This is a genomic window from Cystobacter fuscus, from assembly GCF_002305875.1.
GTDB classification, from domain to species: Bacteria; Myxococcota; Myxococcia; order Myxococcales; family Myxococcaceae; genus Cystobacter; species Cystobacter fuscus_A.
Genome location: NZ_CP022098.1, coordinates 1,441,669 through 1,466,427, shown reverse-complemented (window position 1 = coordinate 1,466,427; position 24,759 = coordinate 1,441,669). Strand labels below are relative to the sequence as shown.

General features: G+C 67.6%; 17 protein-coding genes. 8 read left to right on the top strand and 9 right to left on the bottom strand.

The window, feature by feature from the left end; translation table 11 throughout:
* The first annotated feature begins 16 nt into the window (after positions 1-16).
* Together CYFUS_RS06160 and CYFUS_RS06155 are read left to right on the top strand one after the other, a co-directional pair.
* Positions 17-2,455 (top strand): PQQ-dependent sugar dehydrogenase, encoded by a 2,439-nt coding sequence (locus CYFUS_RS06160; protein ID WP_232537400.1) that lies wholly within the window; start codon positions 17-19, stop codon positions 2,453-2,455.
* A 152-nt stretch (positions 2,456-2,607) separates the two neighbouring features.
* A complete protein-coding gene (locus CYFUS_RS06155) occupies positions 2,608-3,876 on the top strand; it encodes a S8 family peptidase (RefSeq protein ID WP_095991833.1) in 1,269 nt (422 codons plus the stop codon).
* 69 nt (positions 3,877-3,945) lie between these two features.
* Here the strand turns inward: CYFUS_RS06155 and CYFUS_RS06150 are convergent, their stop codons facing one another.
* Entirely contained in the window at positions 3,946-6,111 is a 2,166-nt protein-coding gene (locus CYFUS_RS06150) for a prolyl oligopeptidase family serine peptidase (protein WP_095984382.1), read from the bottom strand.
* A gap of 236 nt (positions 6,112-6,347) precedes the next feature.
* Between CYFUS_RS06150 and CYFUS_RS06145 the strand changes: the two genes are divergently transcribed.
* The 4 genes from CYFUS_RS06145 (at position 6,348) to CYFUS_RS50350 (ending at position 10,299) form a co-directional block, all read left to right on the top strand.
* A complete protein-coding gene (locus tag CYFUS_RS06145; protein ID WP_095984381.1) occupies positions 6,348-7,091 on the top strand; it encodes a MerR family transcriptional regulator in 744 nt (247 codons plus the stop codon).
* A 133-nt stretch (positions 7,092-7,224) separates the two neighbouring features.
* Complete coding sequence (locus CYFUS_RS06140) at positions 7,225-8,223, top strand: alpha/beta fold hydrolase (RefSeq protein WP_232537399.1); 999 nt, start codon at positions 7,225-7,227, stop codon at positions 8,221-8,223.
* Between the two features lie 148 nt (positions 8,224-8,371).
* Entirely contained in the window at positions 8,372-9,544 is a 1,173-nt protein-coding gene (locus CYFUS_RS50355) for a hypothetical protein (protein WP_157758272.1), read from the top strand.
* The gene (locus CYFUS_RS50350) at positions 9,541-10,299 is read left to right on the top strand and encodes a glycosyltransferase family 2 protein (protein WP_157758271.1); all 759 of its coding nucleotides are present in this window, start codon (positions 9,541-9,543) and stop codon (positions 10,297-10,299) included. Before CYFUS_RS50355 ends, CYFUS_RS50350 begins: the two co-directional genes overlap by 4 nt.
* A 288-nt stretch (positions 10,300-10,587) precedes the next feature.
* Here CYFUS_RS50350 and CYFUS_RS06125 read toward each other — a convergent pair whose 3' ends face one another.
* The 7 genes from CYFUS_RS06125 to CYFUS_RS06095 form a co-directional block, all read right to left on the bottom strand.
* Positions 10,588-11,688: an NAD-dependent epimerase/dehydratase family protein gene (locus CYFUS_RS06125; protein WP_095984378.1), complete on the bottom strand. Its 1,101-nt coding sequence runs from the start codon at positions 11,686-11,688 to the stop codon at positions 10,588-10,590.
* A 13-nt stretch (positions 11,689-11,701) separates the two neighbouring features.
* On the bottom strand, positions 11,702-12,610 hold the full coding sequence (locus CYFUS_RS06120; protein ID WP_095984377.1) for a polysaccharide deacetylase family protein: 909 nt from the start codon (positions 12,608-12,610) through the stop codon (positions 11,702-11,704).
* Positions 12,607-13,659 carry a hypothetical protein gene (locus CYFUS_RS06115; RefSeq protein WP_095984376.1) on the bottom strand — a complete coding sequence of 351 codons (1,053 nt, stop codon included), beginning with the start codon at positions 13,657-13,659 and terminating at the stop codon, positions 12,607-12,609. The genes CYFUS_RS06120 and CYFUS_RS06115 overlap by 4 nt, the downstream gene beginning before the upstream one ends.
* On the bottom strand, positions 13,650-15,950 hold the full coding sequence (locus CYFUS_RS06110) for an arylamine N-acetyltransferase (protein WP_198316472.1): 2,301 nt from the start codon (positions 15,948-15,950) through the stop codon (positions 13,650-13,652). Before CYFUS_RS06110 ends, CYFUS_RS06115 begins: the two co-directional genes overlap by 10 nt.
* Positions 15,947-16,825, bottom strand: a complete 879-nt coding sequence (locus tag CYFUS_RS06105) for a M20/M25/M40 family metallo-hydrolase (RefSeq protein WP_095991831.1) — start codon at positions 16,823-16,825, stop codon at positions 15,947-15,949. The genes CYFUS_RS06110 and CYFUS_RS06105 overlap by 4 nt, the downstream gene beginning before the upstream one ends.
* 250 nt (positions 16,826-17,075) lie before the next feature.
* Positions 17,076-19,064 (bottom strand): DUF2075 domain-containing protein, encoded by a 1,989-nt coding sequence (locus tag CYFUS_RS06100; RefSeq protein ID WP_157758270.1) that lies wholly within the window; start codon positions 19,062-19,064, stop codon positions 17,076-17,078.
* 476 nt (positions 19,065-19,540) lie between these two features.
* Positions 19,541-20,005 (bottom strand): dirigent protein, encoded by a 465-nt coding sequence (locus CYFUS_RS06095; protein WP_232537398.1) that lies wholly within the window; start codon positions 20,003-20,005, stop codon positions 19,541-19,543.
* A gap of 202 nt (positions 20,006-20,207) precedes the next feature.
* On the opposite strand from CYFUS_RS06095, the gene CYFUS_RS06090 reads away from it, so the two are divergent.
* Positions 20,208-21,437 (top strand): uracil-xanthine permease family protein, encoded by a 1,230-nt coding sequence (locus tag CYFUS_RS06090; protein ID WP_095984373.1) that lies wholly within the window; start codon positions 20,208-20,210, stop codon positions 21,435-21,437.
* Positions 21,438-21,452: 15 nt separating this feature from the next.
* Here CYFUS_RS06090 and CYFUS_RS06085 read toward each other — a convergent pair whose 3' ends face one another.
* Positions 21,453-23,108, bottom strand: a complete 1,656-nt coding sequence (locus CYFUS_RS06085) for an acyl-CoA synthetase (RefSeq protein WP_198316471.1) — start codon at positions 23,106-23,108, stop codon at positions 21,453-21,455.
* Positions 23,109-23,282: 174 nt separating this feature from the next.
* Here CYFUS_RS06085 and CYFUS_RS06080 point away from each other — a divergent pair, with 174 nt between their 5' ends.
* Positions 23,283-23,798 carry a hypothetical protein gene (locus CYFUS_RS06080; protein ID WP_095984371.1) on the top strand — a complete coding sequence of 172 codons (516 nt, stop codon included), beginning with the start codon at positions 23,283-23,285 and terminating at the stop codon, positions 23,796-23,798.
* Positions 23,799-24,759 lie beyond the last annotated feature (961 nt).

Below are 24,759 nucleotides of genomic sequence, written 5' to 3'. Positions count from 1 at the left end.
CCTGGGCTTCGTATGTTTGTTCACCGCCCTGGCCTTCCCGTCGTTCGAGTCCAGGGGACGAGCCAGCGAACCGCGCTCCCTGGCCTTGCCGGGCGGCTTCACCCAGGAGGTGATCGCCTCCGGCCTGAACTTCCCCACCGCCTTCGCCAACCTCCCGGATGGACGCTTCCTGATCGCCGAGAAGTCCGGCGTGGTGAGGGTCTACAAGAATGGGGCCCTTCTCGGCACGCCCTTCATCGACATCCGGGATCGCGTCAATGACTACTCGGACCGCGGATTGTTGGGCCTGACCATCGACCCGAACTTCGCGCAGAACGGCCTCGTCTACCTGCTCTACACCTACGAGAACGACCCGAACGACTACACGGGACCCAAGACGGGACGACTGGCGCGCTATACGGCGGAAGGAGATACGGCTTCGCCGAGCAGCGAGGCGGTGCTCCTGGGCACCACCGTGGGCCGCTCCTGCAATGACTTTCCCCCGGGCACCGACTGCATCCCCTCGGAGTCGCCGTCCCACTCCGTGGGCAACGTCAAGTTCGCGCCCGATGGCAGCCTCTTCGTGACACTCGGGGATGGGGCCCTGTTCACCCTCGTCGATCGTGACGCACTGAGGGCCCAGGCGCTCCACTCGCTCGCGGGCAAGGTGCTTCGCATCACCCCCGGCGGGGCCGGGCTGCCCACCAACCCCTTCTGGAATGGCGATGCCACCGCCAACCCGTCGAAGGTCTGGAGCCTCGGTCTGCGCAACCCCTACCGGTTCAACCTGCGCCCGGGCAGCGCCATCCCCTACCTGGGCGACGTGGGTTGGGACACCTACGAGGAGATCAACGTCGCCCCCCCAGGAGCAAACCTCGGTTGGCCCTGCTACGAGGGTCCCGATCGTCAGAGGGGTTACGAGGCCGAGCCGGAGTGCCAGGCGCTCTATGCGCTCGGCCCGTCCGCCGTGAAGATGCCGCTCTACGCCTGGCCGCACAATGGAGGGACGGGGGCCGCCACGGGCGGGATGTTCTATACCGGCACGGCCTACCCCAGTGCGTACCATGGCGCGTTCTTCTTCGGAGACTACGCGCAACGCTGGTTGCGCACCCTGCACGTGGACGCCGAGGACAACCTCATCGGCGTGAGCGATTTCGCGACCGACATGGATGGAGCCGCCGACATCGAGTCCGGCCCGGACACCCACCTCTACTACCTCGCCATCGCCCAGGGAGAGCTGCGCCGCATCCGCTATACGGGAGAAAACTCGCCACCCATCGCGGTGGCCTCGGCGACTCCGACGAATGGGAGCGTGCCCCTGAGCGTCCAGTTCTCCAGTGCCGGTTCCAGTGACGCGGATGGTGATTCCCTGCGCCCCACCTGGGACTTCGGAGATGGCACGCCGACGACGGACGAACCCCATCCGCTGCACACCTATGCCGAGAAGGGCACCTATTCCGCACGGCTGACCGTCGAGGATGGAAGGGGAGCCAGCAGCTCGGCGGTGGTGAGCATCTCCGTCGGCAATACCGCGCCCACGGTGACCCTCCTCGAGCCCCTGCCCTCGGCCCGCTTCAAGGTGGGGGAGGTCATCGCCTTCTCCGGCGCGGCGACAGACCCCGAGGACGGAACCATCCCCGACGCCGGCCTGGCCTGGACCCTCATCCTGCAACACTGTCCAGGAGGACAATGCCACCCCCATCCGCTGCTCTCGCGCACCGGAGCGTCCGGAAGCTTCACCATCCCGGATCACGGTGACGAGTTCTTCATCGAGCTGCGGCTCACCGCCACGGATTCCAATGGGCTGTCGAGCACGGCGGTCGCGCAGCTCCACCCCCAGACGGTCCAGCTCACCCTGGACACCTCACCCCCCGGGTTGCAACTGGTGTACGACGGCACCACGGCAACGGCCCCCATCACGCGCACGGCCATCGTCGGCAGTACACACACGCTCTACGCGCCTTCACCCCAGGGGGACTTCACGTTCGAGTCCTGGTCGGATGGTGGCGGCATCCAGCACCCGGTGACGGTCGGCGCGACGGACAGCACATACACCGCGACCTTCGCCAACTCGGGGATCATCGTCTGTCCGGTGGGGGAGTTCCGCGCGGAGTATTTCAACAACCGTTCCCTGTCCGGGTCTCCCTCCCGGGTCCGCTGCGAGCCCGCCCCCATCCACTACGACTGGGGCGTGGACGCGCCCCCGGAAACCGGCCTGGGACCGGACGAGTTCTCGGTGCGTTGGACGGGACGCTTCTCCTTTTCCCTGGGCCTCTACAGGTTCACCACCCGTGCCGACGACGGTGTGCGGCTCTGGGTGGGCGGCGGCTCGCCCATCATCGACGTGTGGAGGGATCAGTCTCCCACGAGCTACTCCACCTTCCTCTTCATGCTCAGAGGGGTACACGAGGTGAGGCTCGAGTACTACGAAGCGGGGGGTGGAGCGGTCAGCCAGCTGCGCTGGAGTCGGATATAGCATCGTCCGCATGTCTGGTTTTGAACGAACGTACGCGACCCTGGACCGGAAGTGGGTGGGTCAGACGTTTCTTTAAACTGAAACACGCAACCGGGTATTTTTCCCGGCAACAGGGGGAAGCCATGCGTCTCCGTACGGTGTCTTGGATGGCCGTGTCCGTCGTATCCGTGTCCTTGCTGGTGGGTTGCGCGACCAGGAATGTTCCCATTCCCCAGCCACCTTCCGAAGAGCCCTGCCCACAGGCCGCGCTCGGGTCCGAGGCGCGCACCGGGAAGTTCGTCACCGTGGCCCATGCGGTTCCGGGTGAGTACATCGTCGTCCTCAGGACACCGCGTCCGGGTGAGACGCCGCTCGCGCCTTCCGTGGCGGCGGACAACCTCTCGGCACGCCACGGAGGCCGCGCCTTCCGCACGTACGCGCAGGCCCTGCGAGGGTTCGCCAGCCGGATGACCGCGGAGCAGGCCCGCGCGATGGCCGCCGATCCCGAGGTGGCCTACGTGGAGGAGAACGGGGTGATGCGCGCCATCGGTGAGCGCCAGCCCGGTGCCACCTGGGGCATCGACCGTGTCGATCAGCGTGACCTGCCGCTGGACAACGCCTATCTCTACAGCACCATCGGCAAGGGCGTGCATGCCTACATCATCGACACCGGCATCCGCACGTCCCACACCGACTTCGACGGGCGCGCGCAGGCCGACCACGATGTCTTCTCGGACGGTCAGCAGGGCATCGACTGCCATGGGCATGGCACGCACGTGGCCGCCACCGTGGGAGGCCGCGTCTACGGCGTCGCCAAGGGAGTGCGTCTGCACGCGGTGCGCGTGCTCGACTGCGGGGGAAGTGGCTCGACCGCCGGGGTGATCTCCGGCGTGGATTGGGTGACCCAGAACCGACAGCTCCCCGCCGTGGCCAACATGAGCCTGGGGGGCGGCAAGAGCCAGGCGCTCGATGACGCGATCCGCCAGTCGAGCGCCGCGGGGGTCACCTACGTGGTCGCCGCGGGGAACAACAACCAGGACGCCTGCGCGGTGTCTCCCGCGCGGGCCCCCGAGGCCATCACCGTGGGCGCCACCGAGGGCAGCGACAAGCGCGCCTCCTTCTCCAACTGGGGCAGTTGCGTGGATGTCTTCGCGCCTGGCCACGACATCTCCTCGGCCTGGCTCTCCGATGACAACGCCACCCGTGTCCTCAGCGGCACCTCCATGGCCGCGCCGCACGTCGCCGGCCTCGCCGCGCTCTTCCTGGAGCGCAACCCCACCGCCGTTCCCGCCGACGTGTCCTCCGTGCTCGTCACCAACTCCACGCCCGGCAAGGTGGCCAACGCGGGGCGGTGCTCGCCCAACCGGCTGATGTACTCCGGCTTCCTCGGGGACCCCGCGTTCAGGAGCCCCCCCGTCCAGACGGTCAAGGACGCGCGGTAGAGGGGCGCTCCGCAGGAAACCGCGAACCGCAACCCCGCGCCGGTGCCAGCCCGGCGCGGGGACGGACCTCTAGCGGCTCACCGGCCGGTACTTCACGCCCAGCTCGTTGAAGAGGAAGGCGTGGACATCCACCTCCTCGGCGATGGTTTCCGACAGCGGCGTGCCCATGCCGTGACCCATGTCGTTGGTGCGCAGCAGCACCGGGCGCTTCGAGCCCGCGACCGCCCGCAAGCGCGCCACCATCTTGCGCGAGTGGAAGGGGTCCACGCGCGGGTCGTTCTCGCCGGAAGTGAAGAGCACCGAGGGGTACTTCGTCCCGTCCTTCACGTGGTGGTAGGGCGAATAGGCATACAGCGACTGGAATTGCCCCGGGTCCTTCACCGTGCCGTACTCGGTGGTGTTGAACTGCCCGTTGGGCGTGAGCTCCACCCGCAGCATGTCGTAGATGCCCACGTGCGCGAGCACCGTGCGGAACAGCTCCGGATGCTGGGTGAGCGCGGCGCCCATCAACAGGCCGCCGTTGCTGCCGCCCTCGATGGCCAGGCGCTCGGGCTTCGTCCACTTCTTCTCCACCAGCAGCTTCGCGCAGGCGTGGAAGTCATCGAAGACGTTCTGCTTCTTCGTCAACGAGCCCTGCGTGTGCCACTCCTCGCCGAACTCCGAGCCACCGCGCAGGTTGGCCACGGCCACCACCCCGCCCTGCTCGATGAAGGCGAAGCGGAGCACCTGGAAGCTCGGGGACAGGGAGATGTTGAAGCCACCGTACCCGGTGAGCAGCGTGGGGTTGTTGCCGTCCCGCTTCGTTCCTTCCGCGTACAGGAGGTTGAGCGGCACCTGGGTGCCGTCCTTCGAGGTGCACATGAGGCGTTCCACCCGCACGTGGCTCGTGTCCACCGGAGAGGAGCGTCCCAGCGCCGTCTTCGCCAGCGTCCCGTCGCCAGCCGAGTAGCGGAACACGCTCGTCGGCGCGAGGTAGCTGATGGAGCCGAAGAGGATGTCGTCTCCCCCCAGGCGCGTGGGCCAGCCCACCGAGGACACCGGCGGCGTGGGCACCCGTCCGAGGTCCTTTCCATCCAGGCCCACCATGCGCATCCGCATGGGGCCGCCGAGCTGCTCCGTCACGTAGAGGCGCGTGGCGGTGGCGAGCAACCCGTCGATGGAGGCCTCTCCCTGGGGGATGAAGACGGTGGCCTTGTCCAGGCTCGGCGTGGCGAGTGGAATCCGCAGCACCTTGCCGCGCGGCGCGTCCCGGCGCGACAGCGCGTAGAGCGCCCCGTCCTGACCGAAGGCCACGGAGACGAGCTTGTCCTCGAACCGGGAGAGCTGCGTCCAGGCGCCCTGCCGGGGCCGGAGGTAGACGGCGTACTCGCCACCGTCCCCATTGCCCAGGATGGCCATCACGTACGCCCCATCCTCGGAGGTGGAGAGCGCGTAGTTGGCGATGCGCGGGGCCCCCTTGCCCAGCTCGTAGGTGTCCTGCGCCGTGGGCGTGCCGAGCGCGTGGAAGTACACCTGCTGGAAGAAGTCCCGGTCCTCGGGCGGGCGCTCCTCGCCACGCGGGTAGCGCGTGTAGAAGAAGCCCGTGCCGTCCGCGTTCCACGTGAGCGAGCCGCCCGCCGTGCCACCGTTCACCCGTGGCACCGACTCGCCCGGCAGGGACTTGCCCGTGGCCACGTCGTAGACGGTGACGTCCCCACTCTCCGTGCCGTCCTTCGACAGCGACACGGCCACCTTCTTGCCGTCGAGCGAGGGGACGAAGAAGTCGATGGTGGTGCGGCCGCTCGGGTCCAGCGCCATCGGGTCCACCAGCACGCGGGCCGTGGAGGGGTCCTCCACGGATGGCAGGACCACCAGGAAAGGCTGCTGCTTGGGGGGCTGGGACTTCAGCGCGAAGAGCGTGCCGCCGCGCTGCCGCAGGGCGAAATGCGACGCGGACTGGTGGGTGAGGAGCGTGGTGACGCGGGCGCGGATGGCCTCGCGCGAGGGCAGCTTGTCGAGCATCGACCGCGTGTACGCCGTCTCGCCCTGGAGCCACTGACGGACCTCGGGGTCGTCACCCTTTTCGAGCCACTGATAGGGGTCCTCCACCTTCACCCCATGGTAGGTGTCCACCACGGGTTTCCTCGCCGCGACGGGTGGGGCGGGTACGGCGGTGCCCTTGCCCGCGGCGAACGGCTTCAACGGAGCGAGCAACGACAGCGTGGCGAGTGCCAGCTTGATGCGGGGGTGGTGCACGGGTCCCTCGGGTTGAAAGGAGGGCTCGCAGCCTGCCACGCGGCGCCGGGGTTTGCTCGTACCGCGCGGCCCTCGGAGGAACATCCGTCTGGCCGCTGGCGTGACGGGCTGACCGGAGGACAAGCCAGGGAGCAACCTGGAGACCGTCGCGGGTCTGAGTTCCACGAGCGCGGTTGACCTTGACGCAACGTCAAGGTGTAGCTTGGTTTCAATGACTCCAACGAGGAGGGAGCCCGATGGAATGGTCCATCCAGGACATCGCTCGCCTGGCGGGAACGACGAGCCGCACCTTGCGTCATTACGACGACGTGGGACTGCTCAAGCCGAGCCGCATCGGGAGCAATGGCTATCGTTACTATGATCAGGCGGCGCTCGTCCGCCTGCAACGCATCCTGCTGCTGCGGGAGCTCGGCCTGGGTTTGCCCGCCATCGCCGAGGTGCTGGAAGGGCAGAAGGACACCACCAGGGCCTTGCAGACCCACCTCACGTGGCTGAGGCGGGAGCAACAGCGTCTGGCGCGTCAGATCACGTCGGTGGAAACGACGATTCGCAAGTTGAACGGAGGAGAGCAGATCATGGCCGAGGAGATTCTCGATGGCTTCGACAACAGCCAATACGAAGAGGAGGTGGTCCAGCGGTGGGGACGGGACGACTACGACAAGAGCACACGCAAATGGACCACCCTGGGCAAGGACAAGCAGCGCGACCTGATGGCCGAGCAGGAGCGGATCGCCCAGGCACTCGCCGAGGCAAGCATGCGCGGCGAGGATGTCGGCGGTGACGAGGTGCAGGAGCTGGTGCGCCAGCACCACGCGTGGGTGTCGTTCTTCTGGGTACCCAACCGCGAGGCCTACATCAACCTGGGCGAGATGTACGTCGCGGATCCGCGCTTCACCGCAGTCTACGACAAGCACGCCCAGGGCGCGACGCGGTTCATCCGGGACGCCATGCGCGTCTTCGCGGAGAAGAACCTGGAATGATCGAACGAAGCACCCGCCGGAGCCCGGGGGAGGGCCGCCCTCCCCCGCCCTCCGTTTCAATGACTGTCGAAGGCACTGGCGGCCCACTCCGCCGCGCCACGGGAACGATGGTGTGTGCGAGCATCGCGGCCCCATGCGAAAGCCCCTCTTGCTGTCCTGTCTGCTCCTGTCGGTTGGTTGTACCACCCCGTCCGTGCCCCGAACGGGGCCCTCCCCGGACGGCGGCGATTCACCGCACCAGGTGAAGCGCGTGAAGGTCGCGGAGGGCGTCGAGCTCGAGGTGCTCGACTTCGGAGGCCAGGGCCCGGCGCTCGTGTTCCTATCGGGCCTGGGCAACACGGGCCACGTCTTCGACAAGCTCGCGCCCGAGTTCATCGCCAGTCACCACGTCTACGCCCTCACGCGCCGCGGGTTTGGCGCCTCGAGCTGGCCCGACACCGGCTATGACACCGCCACGCTGGGCCTGGATGTCGTTCACGCGCTCGACGGCCTGGGAATCCAAAAGGCGGTGCTGGCGGGCCACTCCATGGCGGGAGACGAGATGACCTGGGTGAGCGGCCACCACCCGGAGCGCGTCGACAAGCTCGTCTATCTGGACGCGACGGATGACCGGGCGGGAATCGCGGCGTTCCTGATGGACCTGAGCAACCCGCCCATGCCCACCGTCGAATTCCCGGCGGGGGCGTCACGCGACGCCATCGTGGCCATCCTCACGCGCGACCTGGGCGGCCCCTATCCCGCGCACGAGCTCGATCAGGGCCACGAGTTCGACCCCACCACCGGCGGCTACGTGCGCCCGCACCGGCGCTCCGATGCGGTGGAGCAGATGCTCCGGGGGGTGGCCAAGGCGGACTTCTCCGCGCCGCGCGTGCCCGTGCTCTCGCTCTTCGACGGACAGGGGTTCGCCGAGTGGATGGAGGCCATGATGGGGCTCGAGAGCACGCCCGCGGACTTCCGGGAGAAGGCGCGGGACTTCCTGCCCGAGCTGCGGCGGGACACGGAGGCCGCGGACGCCACGCTGCGCAAGCAGCCGAACTGGAAACTGGTGAAGCTCGAGAACGCGCGGCACTACCTCTGGCTCACCCACCATGCCGATGTCGTGCGGGAGATGAACGCCTTCCTCGCCCCCTGAAGCTGGCAGGCGCCGTGTCGCCGGGGCGAACCCGCCCCCGTTCGAAGCGCGACGGTTCCGTGGGCGGAACCTGTCCCGCGCCAACAGGCTCGAGCGATACTCGTCCCAGTGGGAAGCCATCGTCCCCCTGGGAGGAAGCGTCCGAGCCGTGACCCGTCCGCTCCATATCGTCTGTGATCCCAATCCATTCTGCTACGGCTCCATCTCCGCGCTGAGGGCCGTGGCCCACCACCTGCCGGAGGCACGGTTGACCGTTCTGGCGACGGGGCCGGTTCGCGAGCAATGCGATGCGGCCACCTTCGCCCAGGTCATCCCCTGTGACGTCAAGAATCCCGCGTCGGTGAGGCAGACACGCCCCCAGTGGGAGACGGCCGACCTGTACCTGGCTGTCTCCAACAACACCAACATCGACCTGGTGTTGGAGTGGGGAATGCCCCTGGTCTTCATCGACATCCTGTTCTGGATGAAGCGGCGGGTGACCTCCGCCATGCGGCACGCGCACAGCTACATCATCGAGAACTTCCCGGGTGTGGCCGAGACCCTGCGCCAGTATGAGCGAGAGATGCACCGGCCGCGGGTCGTGGGACCCTTGATCTCCGCCTCCCCGCATCGGACCTGGAGACCCGGCACGTCCCAGCTCTTGGTGAACTACGGCGGCGCCCACTCGCCCGACATCATTCCCGGAAAGAACACCTGTTATCCGTCATCGATGACCCGGCTGGTCCAGGAGCTGCTCTCCGACCTGGGATGGCCCGGGGAGGCCGTGACGATCGCCGCGGGCGCGCGTGCTGTCGCGCGCATCCGGGAAGACGGGGTGGACGGCGGGCTTCGGGTGCGGACCCTCCCCCAACCAGAGTACCTGGAGCTGATGGCCACCTCGCATCACCTGCTGACCGCCCCGGGGCTGAACGCGCCCTTCGAGGGCTTTGCCCTGGGTGTGCCCACCAGCTTCCTTCCCCCCCAGAACCTGACCCAGGTCTGCCAACTCGCGGTCTACCAGGAACAGGGCCTGGCGCCTCGAGGTCTGAATCTGACCGAGCTGTATCCGGACCATGCCATCCTTCCCCAGGCACCCGAGGCGGAGGGGACGGCTCGCGTCCTGGAGTTGGTGACCCGCCTCGACACGGACAGGTCCGCCAGGGAGGCGGTGCGACAACGCGTGGTGGCGCAGCTCCTGCGTGGTCATGCGGAACGCGAGCGGCAACTCGCGGCCCAGCGCTTGTTCCTGGAGCGGTTGGGTCCTCCAGGCTGCGAGGAGGCCGCCTCCGAACTGCGTCAGGTGCTCGCGCGCCCATCCTCCCGCCCTCACGTGCCGACATGAACCCGGGCCCCCTCTCCGTCATCATTCCCACGCGGGAACGTCCCACACTCTTGCAGCGCGCCCTGGAGAGCGTGAGGGAACAGACCCGCCCGCCCGATGAAGTGATTGTCGTCGACGATGGAGACTCGCCCCTGGACGACCTCACCTCCGCCGACGTCCGATGCGTGCGTCAGGAGGCACCACATGGAGCCGCCCGTGCCCGAAACCTGGGAGCCTCCGTGGCGGTCGGAACGATGCTGGCCTTCCTCGATGACGACGATACATGGGCACCGTCCTACCTGGCCGAAGCCGAGCGGCTCGTGCATGCCCACCGGCTGGAACTGGTCCTGACGGCGTTCCTCAAGGTGAAGCAGCGGGAGGATGGAACACGGGAAATCCTTCCGGAGAAGGTACCGCCCCCCACCCTCCAGCCCGAGGACTTCCTGGTCCGCAATCCCGGCATCCGGGGTTCCAATCTCTTCATCTCCCGGGAGCTGTTCCTTCGCTCGGGTGGCTTCGATCCCTCGCTGCCCTCCTTCCACGACATGGATCTCGGCTTCCGGCTCGCGGGCATCCCAGGACTCCGCTATGCACGCAACGAGCAACCCCGGGTTCTCTTCCACGCCCACCCGGGACCGCGTCTGTCCACTGCGGGCTCTTCCACCAACGTGGCGGGCCTGCGCGCCTTTCTGACCAAGCACGCGGAGCACATGGGTCCGGAGCGGGTTGCCGCCTTCCGCCAGCGGGCACTTCAGCTCTTCGGAGTGGACCCATGAAGCGCCTGACGTGGGTGGTGGGGCCTCCCGCCGCCGGAAAGACCACCTGGGCGGAGCGACTCCGGACTCAATCGCCCGCCCCCCGGATCCTGGAGTTCGCGCAGCTCCTCCACCCGCTGGTGGATCCCGTTCACCCTCGCAAGGGAATGATGCAGGCCAAGAGCCTCTTCATCCGCGCCATCCGCCAGGTGGAACTGCATCCAGCCAACGTCGGACTTCCTCCCCTGGTCGTCATCGTGGCGCTCATCCATGAGGAGGCATTGCTGCCCCTGTCCGAGGAGGAGGAACTCATCCTGATCCTTCCCCCACGGGCGCAATGGGAGCGCCAGTTCCTCGATCGCTCCGCGCCTCCTTCTCCGGGCAGTCGCCCCATGGGGTTGGAGGAGGCTCGGGGTTGGTACGAGCGCTACCTGCGCTGGCGGTTTCCACGAACGACGCCCTGACCCCACAGGAAGCCTCTCGTTCGCGGTACCAGTCCACGGTCCGCCGCAATCCCTCCTCGAAAGACACTTCCGGTCTCCAGCCCAGCTCGCGCTCGGCGGCTCCCACATCGGCGTGACTGTGCAGGATGTCGCCCGGCTGCCGAGGTCCGTACCTCGGGGGCCGGGAACATCCCAGCAGCGCGGCGATGCGCTCGTAGACTTCGTGCACGGAGACCCGTCCACCCGTTGCGATGTTATACACGCGGCCAGAGCACTCCTCCCGCGCGGCGAGCGCTCGGAGATTCGCGGTGACGACATTCCCCACGTAGGTGAAGTCGCGCGTCTGCTCGCCATCCCCATGAATGACCGCCTCGCCTCCGCGAAGGCAGGCCATCACGAAGCGGGGAATGACGGCCGCATAGGAAGACAGGGGCTGCTGCCGGGGACCAAACACGTTGAAGTAGCGCAGTCCAATCGTGGGCAGACCAAAACTCCGGCTCCAGGCCCGCGCGAGCTGCTCTAGCGCGGCCTTGGTGGCCCCATAGGGGCTGCACGCGTCGATGGGCAGCGCCTCGTGCTTCGGCAATCCCGGCGCCACTCCATACACGGAACTGCTGCTCGCGTAGAGCACCCGGGCCACGCCCTCGAGCCGCGCGGCTTCCAGCACATTGAGTGAGCCCACCACGTTGACGTCGACCGTGGGACGTGGCTCGACCAGTGAGCGCGGAACAGAGTTTCGAGCCGCCAGGTGCACGACCGCCCTGGCATGGCGGACCCCCCGTGCGCAGACCCTGGGGTCCAGGATGGAGCCGACGAGCACCTCCAAGCGGGGCTCGTTCCGCGGCAGGTTGTCCAGCCGCCCCGTCGACAGGTCATCGAGGACCGCCACCTCGTGGCCCTCGCCGAGCAACGCCTCCACGAGGTGGGAACCAATGAACCCCGCCCCGCCTGTCACCCATACGCGCATGGTCACCTCCGGCTCAGCTGGCTCCAGCGGGTTGGACCAGGGGATGGCGTGGCGTGGTGAACTCCCTCGGCAGTTGGAAGCGCGGAGACTCACGCATGACCTGCCCCGGTCGACAGGTGAGCGCACACGTCGCGCCCGCCCCTTCGACCAGGTGCGCGACGCGCTGATCGAAGTTTCCATCGGGGTAGGCGAATGGCGCGGTGCGCTGCCCCGACAAGCGGACCACCCACTCCAGCGAAGTGTTGATCTCCAACGCCGCCGCCTCCACCTCCATCTCCGTCAGATGCCGATGGCTCAACCCGTGTCCCCCCAATCCATGGCCGGCCCGAGCCAGGGCCTCGACTTCACGCTCCGAGGGATGGAGTACCCGGGGCAGCTCGTCTGGCAACGCGACGCCCAGGGCCTCGGCGAGCCGTGCCAACACTTCGCGCACCTCCTCGCGAGGGCCCTTCACCACGAATTGCTTCAAGCTCCCACGCACGAGCGAGTTCTTGCCCTCATCCGACTCCAGCGAGCCCTGAAACCAGATGTCATCGGGCAATCGCAGCGTGAAACATGGATGCCTCGCATGATCGAGCAGCCAGTAGAACACGTCGACCGGATGCGACTGGGAGGCCGACGCGAGGAACGCCGGGCAGACGAAGAAGGTCGCGGGGATGCGCCGCTCCTCGAGCCGCGGCGCCACCTGATCGATCCATTCCCGGTAGCCGTCATCGAAGGTGAGCACCAGCCCCGGCGGCGGAGGCTCGTTCGCCTCGAGCGCTCCGGTGACTTCGTCGAGAGAACGGAACGGCCCAGCTTCCAGCACCCGATCGAGTTCCTCCAACGTCAGTGCCGTTCCCCTCAACCGGTAGCAGGAGGGTCGGCCAAACGCCGTCACCTGGTCGGGTATCACCCGGTGCAACATGAGCAGGCGGGTCATGAGCTCTCTCCCCAGGGGAGGATGCTGTAGATCTTCGAGTGCCGCTCACAATCCGTGAGGTCGACCCGCGCGAGCAGCCGTCCATCGGAGAGATCCATCAACAACAGGGAGGTCTCGGTTCCCTCCGGCTCCCGGTCCGCCCAGCGGTGCCGTGGCAGCTTCCCTCGCCGCACTTCCGTCAATCCCACGACCAGCAGACGGCCATCGGTCCACAAGCCGCGGCACCAGCCCGCATGCCCCGTGGCGAAGACCTGCAACCGCGTCACGGCCTCACCCGATACCCGTCCCGCCCGGAGGGGCGCCGCATACACCCGGCCATCGATGCTCGTGGTCCAGAAGGCCTCGCCCGTGAGAACCCCATCGTGCGGGTGGGACTCCGGCAGGCTCAGGACGGTCTCGAAGGTCCGCAAGTCTCGCACCGAGCCATCGTAAAGACAGGTCACCAGTGTCTGCTGGGAGGTGGGGCGGATGTGATTGGGATGGAGGTAGTCCGGAACCTTCAACCGGGCAAAGGGCAACCGGTGCCTGTCGTGACCGAGGTCATGGTAGGCATCCAGTTCGCGCGGCTCCAACCACGGCGCCGGTGGCCCCCCGTCCCATCCGCCATCCAGCACATGGGACCAGTCCGAGGGATCCTGGCCCGACATCCGCCAATGATTCGCCCAGGAGGGCAGCAGCGCGTGCGAGCCGACGAAGCGGCCTCCCAACTCGTGGATGTCGATCGTCCCCAACCCCGTATTGACGATGTACAGGCGCCCGTCCGAGACGGCGACATGGTGGAGGTCGTTGAAGCTGGGTTGGTGCAGTACTCCCGTGACCCTGGCGCTGGACAGCCCGACCCGGACCACGGCCGCATGCGCGGCCACATACAGCGAGTCTTCACTCGCGAGACAACCCCCCGCGAATCCCTTCCGGGGAACGCGCAGGTGCGCGGGAGGCACCCAGCGCAGGAACACGTCCGCTCGCGCGCTCGTCAGATCCACGTGCCACACGGCACCTTCCCCGGAGCCATCGAAGTAGCCGCCCGTGACCAGGAAGTTCAACCCCATGTCGCTCTCCACTCCGGCAGGGACTCGACCAGCTGCCGGGCGAAGTCCGCGAGCCGCTCGGGCAGCGCGGGATCCTCGAGCGCGTCCACGGCGCGAGCCAGTTCCTCCACCTGGGCCAGTGCCGTGAGGCAGGCATGCGCACTCTCGCGCTCCTGCCGCCACCACCAGGCCTCCTCGGAAGCCAACACCCGACGGGCCTCCGCGACCGCCCGCCGCACGCCTTCCCGACTCCGCGCCAGCAACTCCCGACGCACCGAGATCTCGTGTTCGGCGCTGGAGGTCTCCACGACGGTGTCCCGCTCCAACAATCGCGCCAGCACCACACCCCGCTCCTGGCCCTCCACGAACCGCTGGAGCGCCACGGGATCCGGCCGCTGCGCGGTCAGGGGCGAGCTTCCATCACCCCTCCATCTGCCATGTCTCAAGTCCAGGTCCGCCTGAACGATGCGGCTCGAGGGCTCGCGCGCGGTGAGGTGCGCCCAAAGCGTATCGGCCCGGCGGGTCATGACTCCGTCCTCGCTCCTCAACACCGGATAGGGAGCCGCCACCAGCGCATCCAGATCGAAGAACAGCGCATTGCCGCCCCGGTTGCGGCTCGGTGCGAGCGTGCTCGAGGGCACGTGGGTCAGAGGCCGGGTGACCTGCTGTCCGTGAGGCACCCGGGTGAACGACTCGCAGAGCGTTCTGAAGGCGTCACGGACACACCAGGGCGCACGACCGGGAGGAATCCAGGGGAACACCGTCTGGAGGTGCGCCGTCGAACCCCGGGCATGATCGTAGTAGTAGTCGGTCAGCTCGCGGGGAGAAGGACCCGGCGTCCAAGGCGCCTCGGGGGAAAGCGCCGCCATCGCTCGGAGATTGCCCGCCAGGTCATGCGTCTGGACGTACAGCGTCGCGTAGCCCGGAATGGGTGGCTCTCCCGTGAAGGAGCCCAGGACGACGGACACCTCGGGATGGCGCCTCCAGAGCAGCTCCGCCCGGCGGAAGGGTTCTTCCGCGGGTTCCACCACGAAGCCCTCCGCTGTCTCGCGCAGCCGCTGGAAGGCCAGGTCATCGTCCAGCATCCACACGGCAATGGGACCCCGCCCGTCACGAGGATGAGGCAGTTCCAGGTTTCCCGTCCGCAAGTGCTCGTGCAGGAGGCTCGTCTGGAGCGTGCGAGCAGCCCCGATAGGCAGAGGCAACGGTGTTTCGATGGGCAGCAATCCCCACTTCCGCGAGGGGGCGAGGCGCGCGAGTTCCTGTCGCGCCCGGACCTGGGTCACCCGGAGCCCGCGCCGCCGGGTTTCCTCCAGCACCGTCTCGAGCGCGTCCCGCCGCGCCTCGGCCCGCCCATTGTCGAGCAGAAGCACGCCGACGGAAGCACTCGGGCGCTGCTCTCGCTCGAGTGTCTCGACCACGGAGCGAAGCAGGACATCCACCCCCTCGGTGCGATCGGTCACCGCGAGAGTGAGGATGAATCGGAGCGGAGGCCGGGCGTGTCCGGCCTCCCCGAACAGGCCGGGCCCGTGCCGCCGCGGGACATGGAGGGCCTGATCGATCAGCTCCATGGGAAGCCCGATCGTGGTGTGAAGCAGCGAGGCGAGGGCGTCCCATCCTTCGAGCGGACGCGTGGTCTCAAGACCACCCGCGACGCGCCGGTAGCGGCCATCACGGACCGAGGCCAGAACCCACTCCGAGACCCGGACCGCCCGAATCGACTCGAGCAACGGATGGGCATCGGGCCGCGGCTCGCTCACGCGGTAGAGACACGGTCTTGGCGTGAAGTGGTAACCGGTGCGGACCGTTCCATCAGGGCGCAGGTGAGACAGCCGGTACCACTCATCACCTGTCCGCTCGAAGCGGAAGACCTCTCCGTAGGAGGTGAACTCCAGCGGCTCCGTGCCCAGGACGAAAGGTCTTGGGAAGGGGTGTCCGTACCCGACGTCCACGGCGAAGAACCCCTCGGGAAGGTGAACGATTCCCACCCAATGGTTGTCGGCTCCATCGGTTCGCGCCTCGGTGAGCCATGCATCGAAGCCCAGGGCGCGCAGCAGGGCGACGAAGGGGGGCGTGAGGCGGTCGCAGGTGCCGCCCAGGCCCGCGAGGTTGCCTTCCACGGCGGACTCGAGCGAGAAACCCCCACGAGCGGTGTCCTGCCCCGCCAGCCACGGCAGGTTGTGGAAGGGCAGCGCGAAGAGGTGGGCTCTCATCAAGCGCGTCAGCCCATCGGCATCCAGGGAGAACTCCGAAACACCGAGCCGGGTGAGGTAGGCGCGAACCGTGGCATCGTCGAGCCGGGACTCACTCATGAGGCGCCTCGTGTCATCCGATCGACCCATCGGAACACCACGCGGAGTTCCTCGGCGTGGAGGGCAAAGGTCCACAGAGGAACCGACTCATCGGTGCCGTGAATGTGGGAGCGGGAGTCATTGATGCCAAGGGCGAGGTAGCGGGCTCCCACCGGCAGGCAGTAGTTGAAGGGGCATCCGCCATCGACTGCCCCTTTGTTCAAGCCACGAACCTCCAGGCGCGCCCCGATTCCCCAGCACCTGGCCAGCAGCAGCAGGTCATCGAGCAGGCTCTGCATCACCATGTCCGGAGGAAGACTCCGTTGTGAAGCGGGACCCATCTGGCGCGCGATGAGCCGCAACGTTCCTTCCTCATGATCGTGGTAGCCCGTCTCATCCAGCCAGAGGTCCGCATGGAGGGCGGGGATGCGCTCACCCAGGACCTGGGAGGCCACTGCGGAGCCCGTTTCCTCCTCACCTTGGATGAACCAGGTCATCGCGGGGGTGGACTCGAGCCGGGCCAGCGCCATGAGACGGGCCGCGAGGGGCCCCTTGTTGTCGGCCACTCCCCTGCCGAACCAACGGCCCTCCATTTCCGTCAGGACCTGCGGCGGCGTGCTCCAGCCCTGGGCGTCCGGGTGACAGGACGCCACGTCATAGTGCCCGTACAGGACCACGTGTCCCGCGAGTCCCCGTGCGGGCCGGTGCGCTTCAATCAGCGGAGGAGCGCTCTCGATGGGCCGATGCAACCGGCAGGAGAACCCGAGTGCGGCCAATCGCTCGATCAGCCAGCACGCACAGTCGAGGTGAGCTCCGCCATGCGGGCTGGTGTCGAAGGAGAGCAGGGCTTCCAGGGTCTCTCGCGTTCCCGGCAGAGGTAACACCGGAGGGAGCATGGGAGGACTCGCAATCGTCAGTGGGTGACGAGTGGGAAGGGACGCTCATGTTCGTCGTGCTGGTCAGCACCTGTCATGCCCCTCCCCTCCTCGACAAGGTTCGGACAACGTAGCAGGACTCCTTGGCTCACTGTCCCGCCCGTCCTGGTACTCGTCCTCCTTTTGACACGACCGGCACGTCCCATGGAAGAAAGTACCCCCTCTCCCCATGCCAATCTCCCTCACGACGTCGTGGCCCTGAACCGAGCGCTCACGCCACGCGTGTCGCGCGCTGTCCGCGAAGGAGTGACTCGACATGTTCCCGCGTCTCCGCGTCCAGGATGAACACGTGGGTGCCCCTCATTCCACGCGAGAGAAGTACCCGGTATACGTTGCGCAGCTTGATCACGGCATCCTCGCCACTCGCGCGGACGTCACGCTTGAATGTCTTGTCCTTGTTCTTCGAGAGGTCCGCCACCCACCGATCCGTGCGCCAGACGAGATCCTCGCCCCAGATCACGCCCACGTAGTCGAACTCAAAGCCCTGCACCGAGTAGATGGACCCGACCTGCTCGTAGTATTCGTCCTCGTTGGCCCAGCGATAGTACTGATTCTCCAGGGGTTTACGCCCCTGACCTGTCTTCTCTATCCACGGAGCGCTCCACGCTCCGAAGCGCTTGTCCTTCACGTCGCGCACCAGACGCTCCGGACCCGAGCCCACAGGTGACCACGGCCAGCAGTAACCCGCGACGATCCGGCTGCGGTATCCCTGATTGCGGAGCGCGCGCAGCCGCTGGTCCATCCGGACCATGTCTGGCTCGACCTCGAGCGCATAGGCCTCTTGCGCTCTCCACGCGAGGTCCGCGCTGTCACGAAAGCCCAGGAGGGCGTCAACCCACCGGACATAGCTCTCGCTGCCGCCACAGCGGAACTGCAGATCCAATTCCAGTTCCACCAGCCGCACCCCGAGGCGCTTCGCCGCCTCACGGACCACCGACGACTGGCCGATCTCACCGGCACGCACAGCCTGGTTGTCGTCGAGGAAGAATGCCGTGACGCGGCTCGCGCGGATCACCTCTTCAATCATGGGAGTGTCCGAGAGCCGCCGGATCTTCCCGTTCGGGAACTTCATCCGGCGGAAATCCCAGAGCCGGTGAGCCTCATCGGCCACCACCAGGTCCAACACGTCCGCCTGGCGTGCTCCCGCCTTCGCGACATCCGCGAAGGTACAGAAGATCTGCTCGATGGGCAGTTCCTTCTTGAAACGCACTCCCTGGAGCGTCTTGTGAAGCTGCTCGGAGAAGGCGAGCGTCTTGCCCTGGAGGTTCGTCTGGAAGGCCTGAGAGCCCGTGGCATGAACCACGCGCCAGTGCTTGTTGGCACCGTGTGCCAGGAGTTGAATCGCCAGCACGCTCTTGCCCGTGCCTGGGCCGCCCTTCACCAACACCACCGTACGAGACCCGTCCGAGCGGCCCTCCTCCACGGCGGTGATGATTCTCAGATAGGCCTGCCGCTGCACGTCGAGCAGTCGCCACTCGAACTCACCCTGGATGGTGCGCACGACCATGTCGAGGAGCTTCTCCGAAGGCCGTGTATGACCGGTGGCAATGAGTTCCGCCGCTCGAGTTCCCTCCCCATGCCCGAGCTGAGCGTGTAGCCAGTCGGCGAAACGACGCTGCTCCCGCTTCACGAACAAGGGGTACTCGCGGAAGAGATCCCCGAAGGCATCGGGATTCCTCAACAACGAGATGGACCTTGGCTCCTCCATCCCATGCAACCAGACGCAGCCGGTGATGTGGACCCCGTCCTGGACGAAGGCTGAATGGTAGTACCGGAGAAAACCCACGTAGTCCCGCACCTGGGCCGAGGGGTGGGGACGACTGTCATTCATCACGGAGACTTCTTCCCGCCAGGGAGAAGTGCGCACCATCGTCCATTGCTTGAGTTCGACGACCACGGCCGACAGAAGGCCCTCGAGGTTCCTCCCCGTCAGCAGGGCATCACACCGCCGTCCCCGGATGGGCATCCACAACTCGACGAAGATCTCCGAGCGCCGCAACCGCTCGTCACGCAGGACCTCGGCGAGCGCACGCAGGGAGTGCTTCCAGGCCGTCACCTCTCCTTCCGACGGTGATTCTCCTTCGAGCGCCTGGAACCGCTCCTTGAGCATCCCTGGCAGCGAGTCCGCGTCCACATCGTCGAGGAAGCGCGGGACCGGAGCACGGTACAGGTGTTGTGTACCCAGTGCCGCGGAGTACATCTGCCCACCATCCGCGGCCCTCGGAGGGTGGGCGGAAGGCGAAGCATCAGGGAGTGCCTCGTCGGACACCTCCTCGGATGTCGGCCGCTCGTTGCGATTCTTGCGTCTGCCCGCCACGGATGACTCCCTGGGAAATGGCTCGAGTCTATCCGAGTCAACGAGCGGCAATACGCAGAGCAGGAACCTGGAGGACGCCCACCTGCCTGGCGACCGCACACATTCAACGAAAGGCATCAGTTCCGCGCGGCATCCGGCTCGAGCGCGCCAGCCCATAAATATGCCTCAGGGAGTGGAGGACGAGCCCTCCAACTCCCGAGGCACGTACCCGCCAGGGAGAGGGGGAGAACCCTGGCGGTACGCAAACCGTTGATTGCAGCGCATGTGCCAGGGCGTCTTCCTCTGGAAGAAGGCTCCGCCCCCCACGGCGAGGGTGAGGCAGGGCGCCCCACCTGGGGCACGATGCCCCGCTCGCGCCACTACTGCTTCGGCTTCAGAAAGGTGAGCACCTGGGTGAACGTCCTGTCTCCGTTGGGGGTCGTCGTCAGCACCCCACTCGCCCCCACATAAGCGCCCGTGCCCCCGACGATGGGAATCAAGGAGGTGCCGCTCTCCGCCTCACGGCCCGCGACGGTGATGGTGCCGTCGGCCATGGTGAGCGTCCACTGGCACTCACTGAACTGGCCGGGCAACGTCCGGATGCAGAAGCCGCTGTTGGAGCCAATGTTCTCCTTCGCCTCGTTCAACAGTGGCTGATCAAACACAAACATGTCACCCGGAGAATCACCCGGCGGAGCCATGTCCACCGGCGAGGCAATGCCGCTGCGAGCATCGGCGATGGTGGTCAACGTCCAGGACTCCTCCGCGTGGGCGTTGTCGACACAGCCCAGCATCGGGGTGGTCAGGGACACGACACTCACTGCCAGGAACATGGCCTTGCGCATCTCGTTCTTCCTTGTGGTATTGCCCATTTCAGGGCAGCGCGGACAGGTAGCACGTGGGCAATCCGCGTTCCACTCACCTGGGGGCGGCTCGCAGTACCTCGGACACGAGCCGGCCAGACAGGGCGACATCGTCTTCGTCAGCATCAACTACCGATAGTCCAGGAGATGGCGAATCGGGCCCGGTGAGCTAAGCCGGAGGTCCATGCCCCCTCTGCCGCTCCAGAAGAAGGTCGTCCTCGGCCTCCAGCACACCATCGCCATGTTCGGCGCCACCGTGCTGGTGCCCCTGCTCACGGGCCTCAATCCGAGCGTCGCCCTGTTCGGCGCCGGACTCGGCACCCTGCTCTTCCATGCCCTCACGGGCCTGGGCGTCCCCATCTTCCTGGGCAGCAGCTTCGCCTTCATCGCCCCCATCATCGCGGTGATGAAGGCCGAGGGCCCCGCCGCCGTGGGAGGCGGCCTCGTCGTCGCGGGCGCCATGTACGTCGTCTTCTCCGCCGCGGTGAAGGCCGTGGGCGTGAGCCGCATCCAGAAGGTGTTTCCCCCCATCGTCACCGGCCCCGTCATCATCGTCATCGGACTGAGCCTCGCCGGGGTCGCCATCAACCAGGCCCAGAGCCACTGGGGACTGGCGCTCGTCACGCTGCTGGCCGCCATCCTCACCAGCGTCTTCGCCCGCGGCCTCTTCAAGATGATCCCCATCCTCATCGGCGTGGTCACCGGCTACGGGACGGCGCTGGTGCTCGGCGGTGTGGAGCCCGCCAGGCTCGACGCCATCCGCGACGCCGCCTGGGTGGGCCTGCCCCCCTTCCACGCTCCCCACTTCTCGTGGACGGCCATCTTCGTGCTCGCCCCGGTGGCGCTCGTCACCTTCATCGAGCACATCGGCGACGTCATCGTGAACGGCCGCGTGGTGGGCAAGAACTTCCTCGAGTCGCCCGGCCTGCCCCGCACCCTGTTCGCCGATGGCATCGCCAACATGGCCTCCGCCGTGCTCGGGGGGCCCGCCGCCACCACCTACGCGGAGAACACGGGCGTGCTCGCCGTCACGCGCGTCTATGACCCGGCCGTCATCCGGATCGCCGCCGTCTTCGCCATGCTCTTCGGCCTGTCACCCAAGCTGGCCGCCGTGTTCCAGAGCTTCCCTCCGGGCGTGCTGGGCGGCGTGAGCATCCTGCTCTTCGGGATGATCGCCTCGGTGGGCATCCGCACCCTGTCCGAGGCGCGGATCGACTTCGCCCACAGCCGCAACCTCATCGTGGTGAGCCTCATCCTCGTGCTGGGCCTGGGAGGCGCCAAGGTGCCGGTGACGCTCGGCGAGGTGCACCTGGAGTTGCACGGCATGGCCCTGGCCGCGCTCGTGGGCCTGCTCGCCAACGCGCTCCTCCCCGAGTCCCTCAACCGCGAGGAGCACGACGCGCACTCCGCTTGAGCCGTGGACGGGCCCTCAGTCCTTCGCGGGGGGCCGGCCCAGGGCCAGGGCCCTCAGCTCGTTGCGGCGGATCTTCCCGCTCACCGTCTTGGGCAGCTCGGTGACGAATTCAATCTCGCGCGGGTACTTGTAGGGCGCCGTCGTGCGCTTGACGTGCTCCTGCAACTCGCTCGCGAGCGCCTCCGAGCCCGTGAAGCCCGGCGCGAGCACCACGTAGGCCTTGAGGCGCTGTCCCAGGCGCTCGTCCGGCACGCCCACCACGGCCGACTCCACCACGGCCGCGTGCTCCAGCAGCGCCGACTCCACCTCGAAGGGCCCCACGCGGTAGCCGGATGTCTTGACGACGTCGTCGCGCCGGCCCACGAACCAGAAGTAGCCGTCCGCGTCCTTCACCGCCCGGTCGCCCGTCACGTACCAGTCGCCGCGGAACGCCGTCTCGTTCGCCGCGTCGTCCTCGAGGTAGCCGTCGAAGAGCCCCACGGGCCGCTCCGGCTTCACCCGCACCGCGATGTCGCCCTCCTGCCCCGAGGGCACCTCCCGGCCCGCGTCGTCGATGACCGACACGACGAAGCCCGGCGTGGGCTTGCCCATGGAGCCCACGCGCGGCTCCAGGCAGGAGAACATGCCCACCACCACCACCGATTCCGTCTGGCCGTAACCCTCGCGGATGGTCAGCCCCGTGGCCTGCTTCCAGGTGTCGATGACCTCGGGGTTGAGCGGCTCGCCCGCGCTCGCCACGTGCCGCAGCGCGGACAGGTCATACGCGGACAGGTCCTTCTGCACGAGCGCCCGCCATGCCGTGGGCGGCGCGCAGAACGTCGTCACCCGCTGCCGCTCGAGCATCCTCAGGAAGCGCTCGGGGTCGAAGCGGCCCCGGAAGTCGTACACCACGTTGCACGCGCCCTGGCTCCACGGACCGAAGAGCTTGCCCCAGGCGCACTTGGCCCACCCCGTGTCCGACAGCGTCAGGTGCCGGTCCTCCGGCGTCAGGTCCAACCAGTAGCGGCCCGTCACCTCGTGCCCCAGGCCATAGCTGGCCTGCGTGTGCTGCACCCGCTTGGGCATGCCCGTGGTGCCCGACGTGAAGTAGAGCAGCATCGGATCATCCGCCCGCGTGCGCTCGAAGGAGTCGCCGGACGCGTCCTCCGGCGCCGCCTCGGACGAGTACGCCACCCAGGGAGAGGGCGCCGACCCCACGGACACCCAATGCCTCACGGCGCCCGTGCCCGCGAGCCCCTCGAACCGGTCCAGGCAGCTCGCGTCCGCGATGACGCCGTGGGCTCCCGCGGCCTCCAGCCGGTAGCGCACGTCCTTGGGGGTGAGCATGGGGGTGCCCGGCATGAAGACGATGCCCGCGCGGATGCACCCGAGCACCAGGAACCACCACTCCGGCACCCGCGGCATCATCACGAAGACGCGCTCGCCCTTGCGCAGGCCCAGGCCCGTCAGGAAGCGCGCCGCATGCAGCGAGTGCCGCCGCACCTCACTCCAGGTGAAGCTCCGCTCCGCCCCGCCCTCGTCGCTCCATTGCAGCGCCAGGGCCTCGGGGCGCTCCCGGGCCCAGCGGTCGGTGACGTCCGCGGCGAAGTTGAAGAATTCCGGGCGGTTCCACCGGAAGCCACGCCAGGTGGCTTCGTAGTCGGTCATGTTACGAGGGGGTGACGAGGCCATGGAACGCTCCTATCGAAGGGTGGCACGAGCCCGGCCGCCAACGCCCGCCCTGACAGAATATTCATGGGTTGGCGCCCTGGTGGAAGCGGTTGGCGGTCGTAGGAAAGCAGTCATCCCCCCAGTCAAGGCAATCAGTGGGCTCCCACGACACCGCTCCGTTGACGGGAGACCACCATGAACGCGAACGCGATTGCGCTGACTCAAACCACCCCCCACCGGTCGTTTGGCGTCTACGCCCGGGTGCTCGCCACGCAGATCCTCTATGTGGCGCCGCTGCTGTGGCTGCTCGAGCTGGCCCAGAACCAGGCCTGGAAGGCGGTGAACGGGACCTACGGCTGGCTGTACCCGGACTCCCCCTACGGCTGGTTCTCCTTCGGGAGCATGGTGCTGTGGGTGGGCTCGGTCTTCCTGATGTGGACGATGCACTACTACTGGTTCCACCCCCGGCAGATGAAGGCTTGGTCGCGCGTCTGCATCGGCTCGGTGGTGTGCTGGGTGGGAGAGTGGATCGGCGGCTTCATGGCCGTGGCGCTCACCGGCAAGCACCTGCACGTCTGGCCCGGCGCGGCGCTCGTGTACGTGAGCGTCCCGGCCATCTTCTTCTGGGTGAGCAACGTCATCATCTACCACCTGCTCACGATGCACGTGGTCGACCTGACGCCGCGCTACGACGTGCCGGCGGACGAGTGATGTTCCACACCGCGTCCACCCTGGCGCGGTAAGGCTCGCCCGCTTCGACCTCCGCCTCGGTCCTCGAGGTGTTGAGCACGAGCGGGCTCAGGCCCTCCACTCCCGGAGGGCGCACTGGTTCCCAGGCTGGCGAGGCCGACGAGCGCTCGGCGAGCACGGTTCACGGCGTGGTCCCCCCGCGGACGGTGGACGCGGTGGTCCGGGTGATGGACTCGAGCGTGGCGCTCCCCTCCATCTCGGACACGCTCATGGTATTGCCCGGCTTGCCCCACCAGAGGCACGCCCACCAACGTCCCCGCTCCTGGAGATGGACGCGTCAGTCGTCCACGCCGGGCGAAGGCGTACGAGTGCTCGGGGCGCGGAGGACCGGCCCCTGTTGCTCCCTTCACCCGTATCGCCAGGGCCCCTCCTGGTGGGAGGAGCCCGAACCCGCCCGCATGGGCGGACCCTCGCCTTCCGGCAGCACCCCCGGAAACGAGCTGTCGGGCTCGCCCTCCCCCTCCCTCGGGGGAAGGCACACCAGGCCCACGAGCGTACTCGAGTCCCCGCGAGACGCCGGGCGCTCCCCGTGCGAGGACCTGGCCGGGCGGCACACCACCCGAACTTCGAGAGAGGCCGCTCGTCAGCGAAGACGCCGTGACGAAGGGCCTTGGCGACACACTCTCCCTGCCGCGAACGACTCCGGGCATGCTCACCTGCCCGCGGCGAACTGTTCGCTCCACCCGCATGACTCCGGCAACCGCCTCACGGAGCACATGCGCGTCATTCCCTCTAGAGGAGGGGAGCACCTGGTGTACCCACGGGTGCTCGGTTCTTCCTGCCAGCGCCGGAGGGGACACCTCCGGGCGGGGAGCGGACAGCGGGAGCCCCGGCTTCACCGCGGGGGGCGGTGGAACCTCCGGGCGGACCGCGAGGCCCACCAGGAGCACTCCCCGGACACGGGCGGAGCGCTGGGGTGACA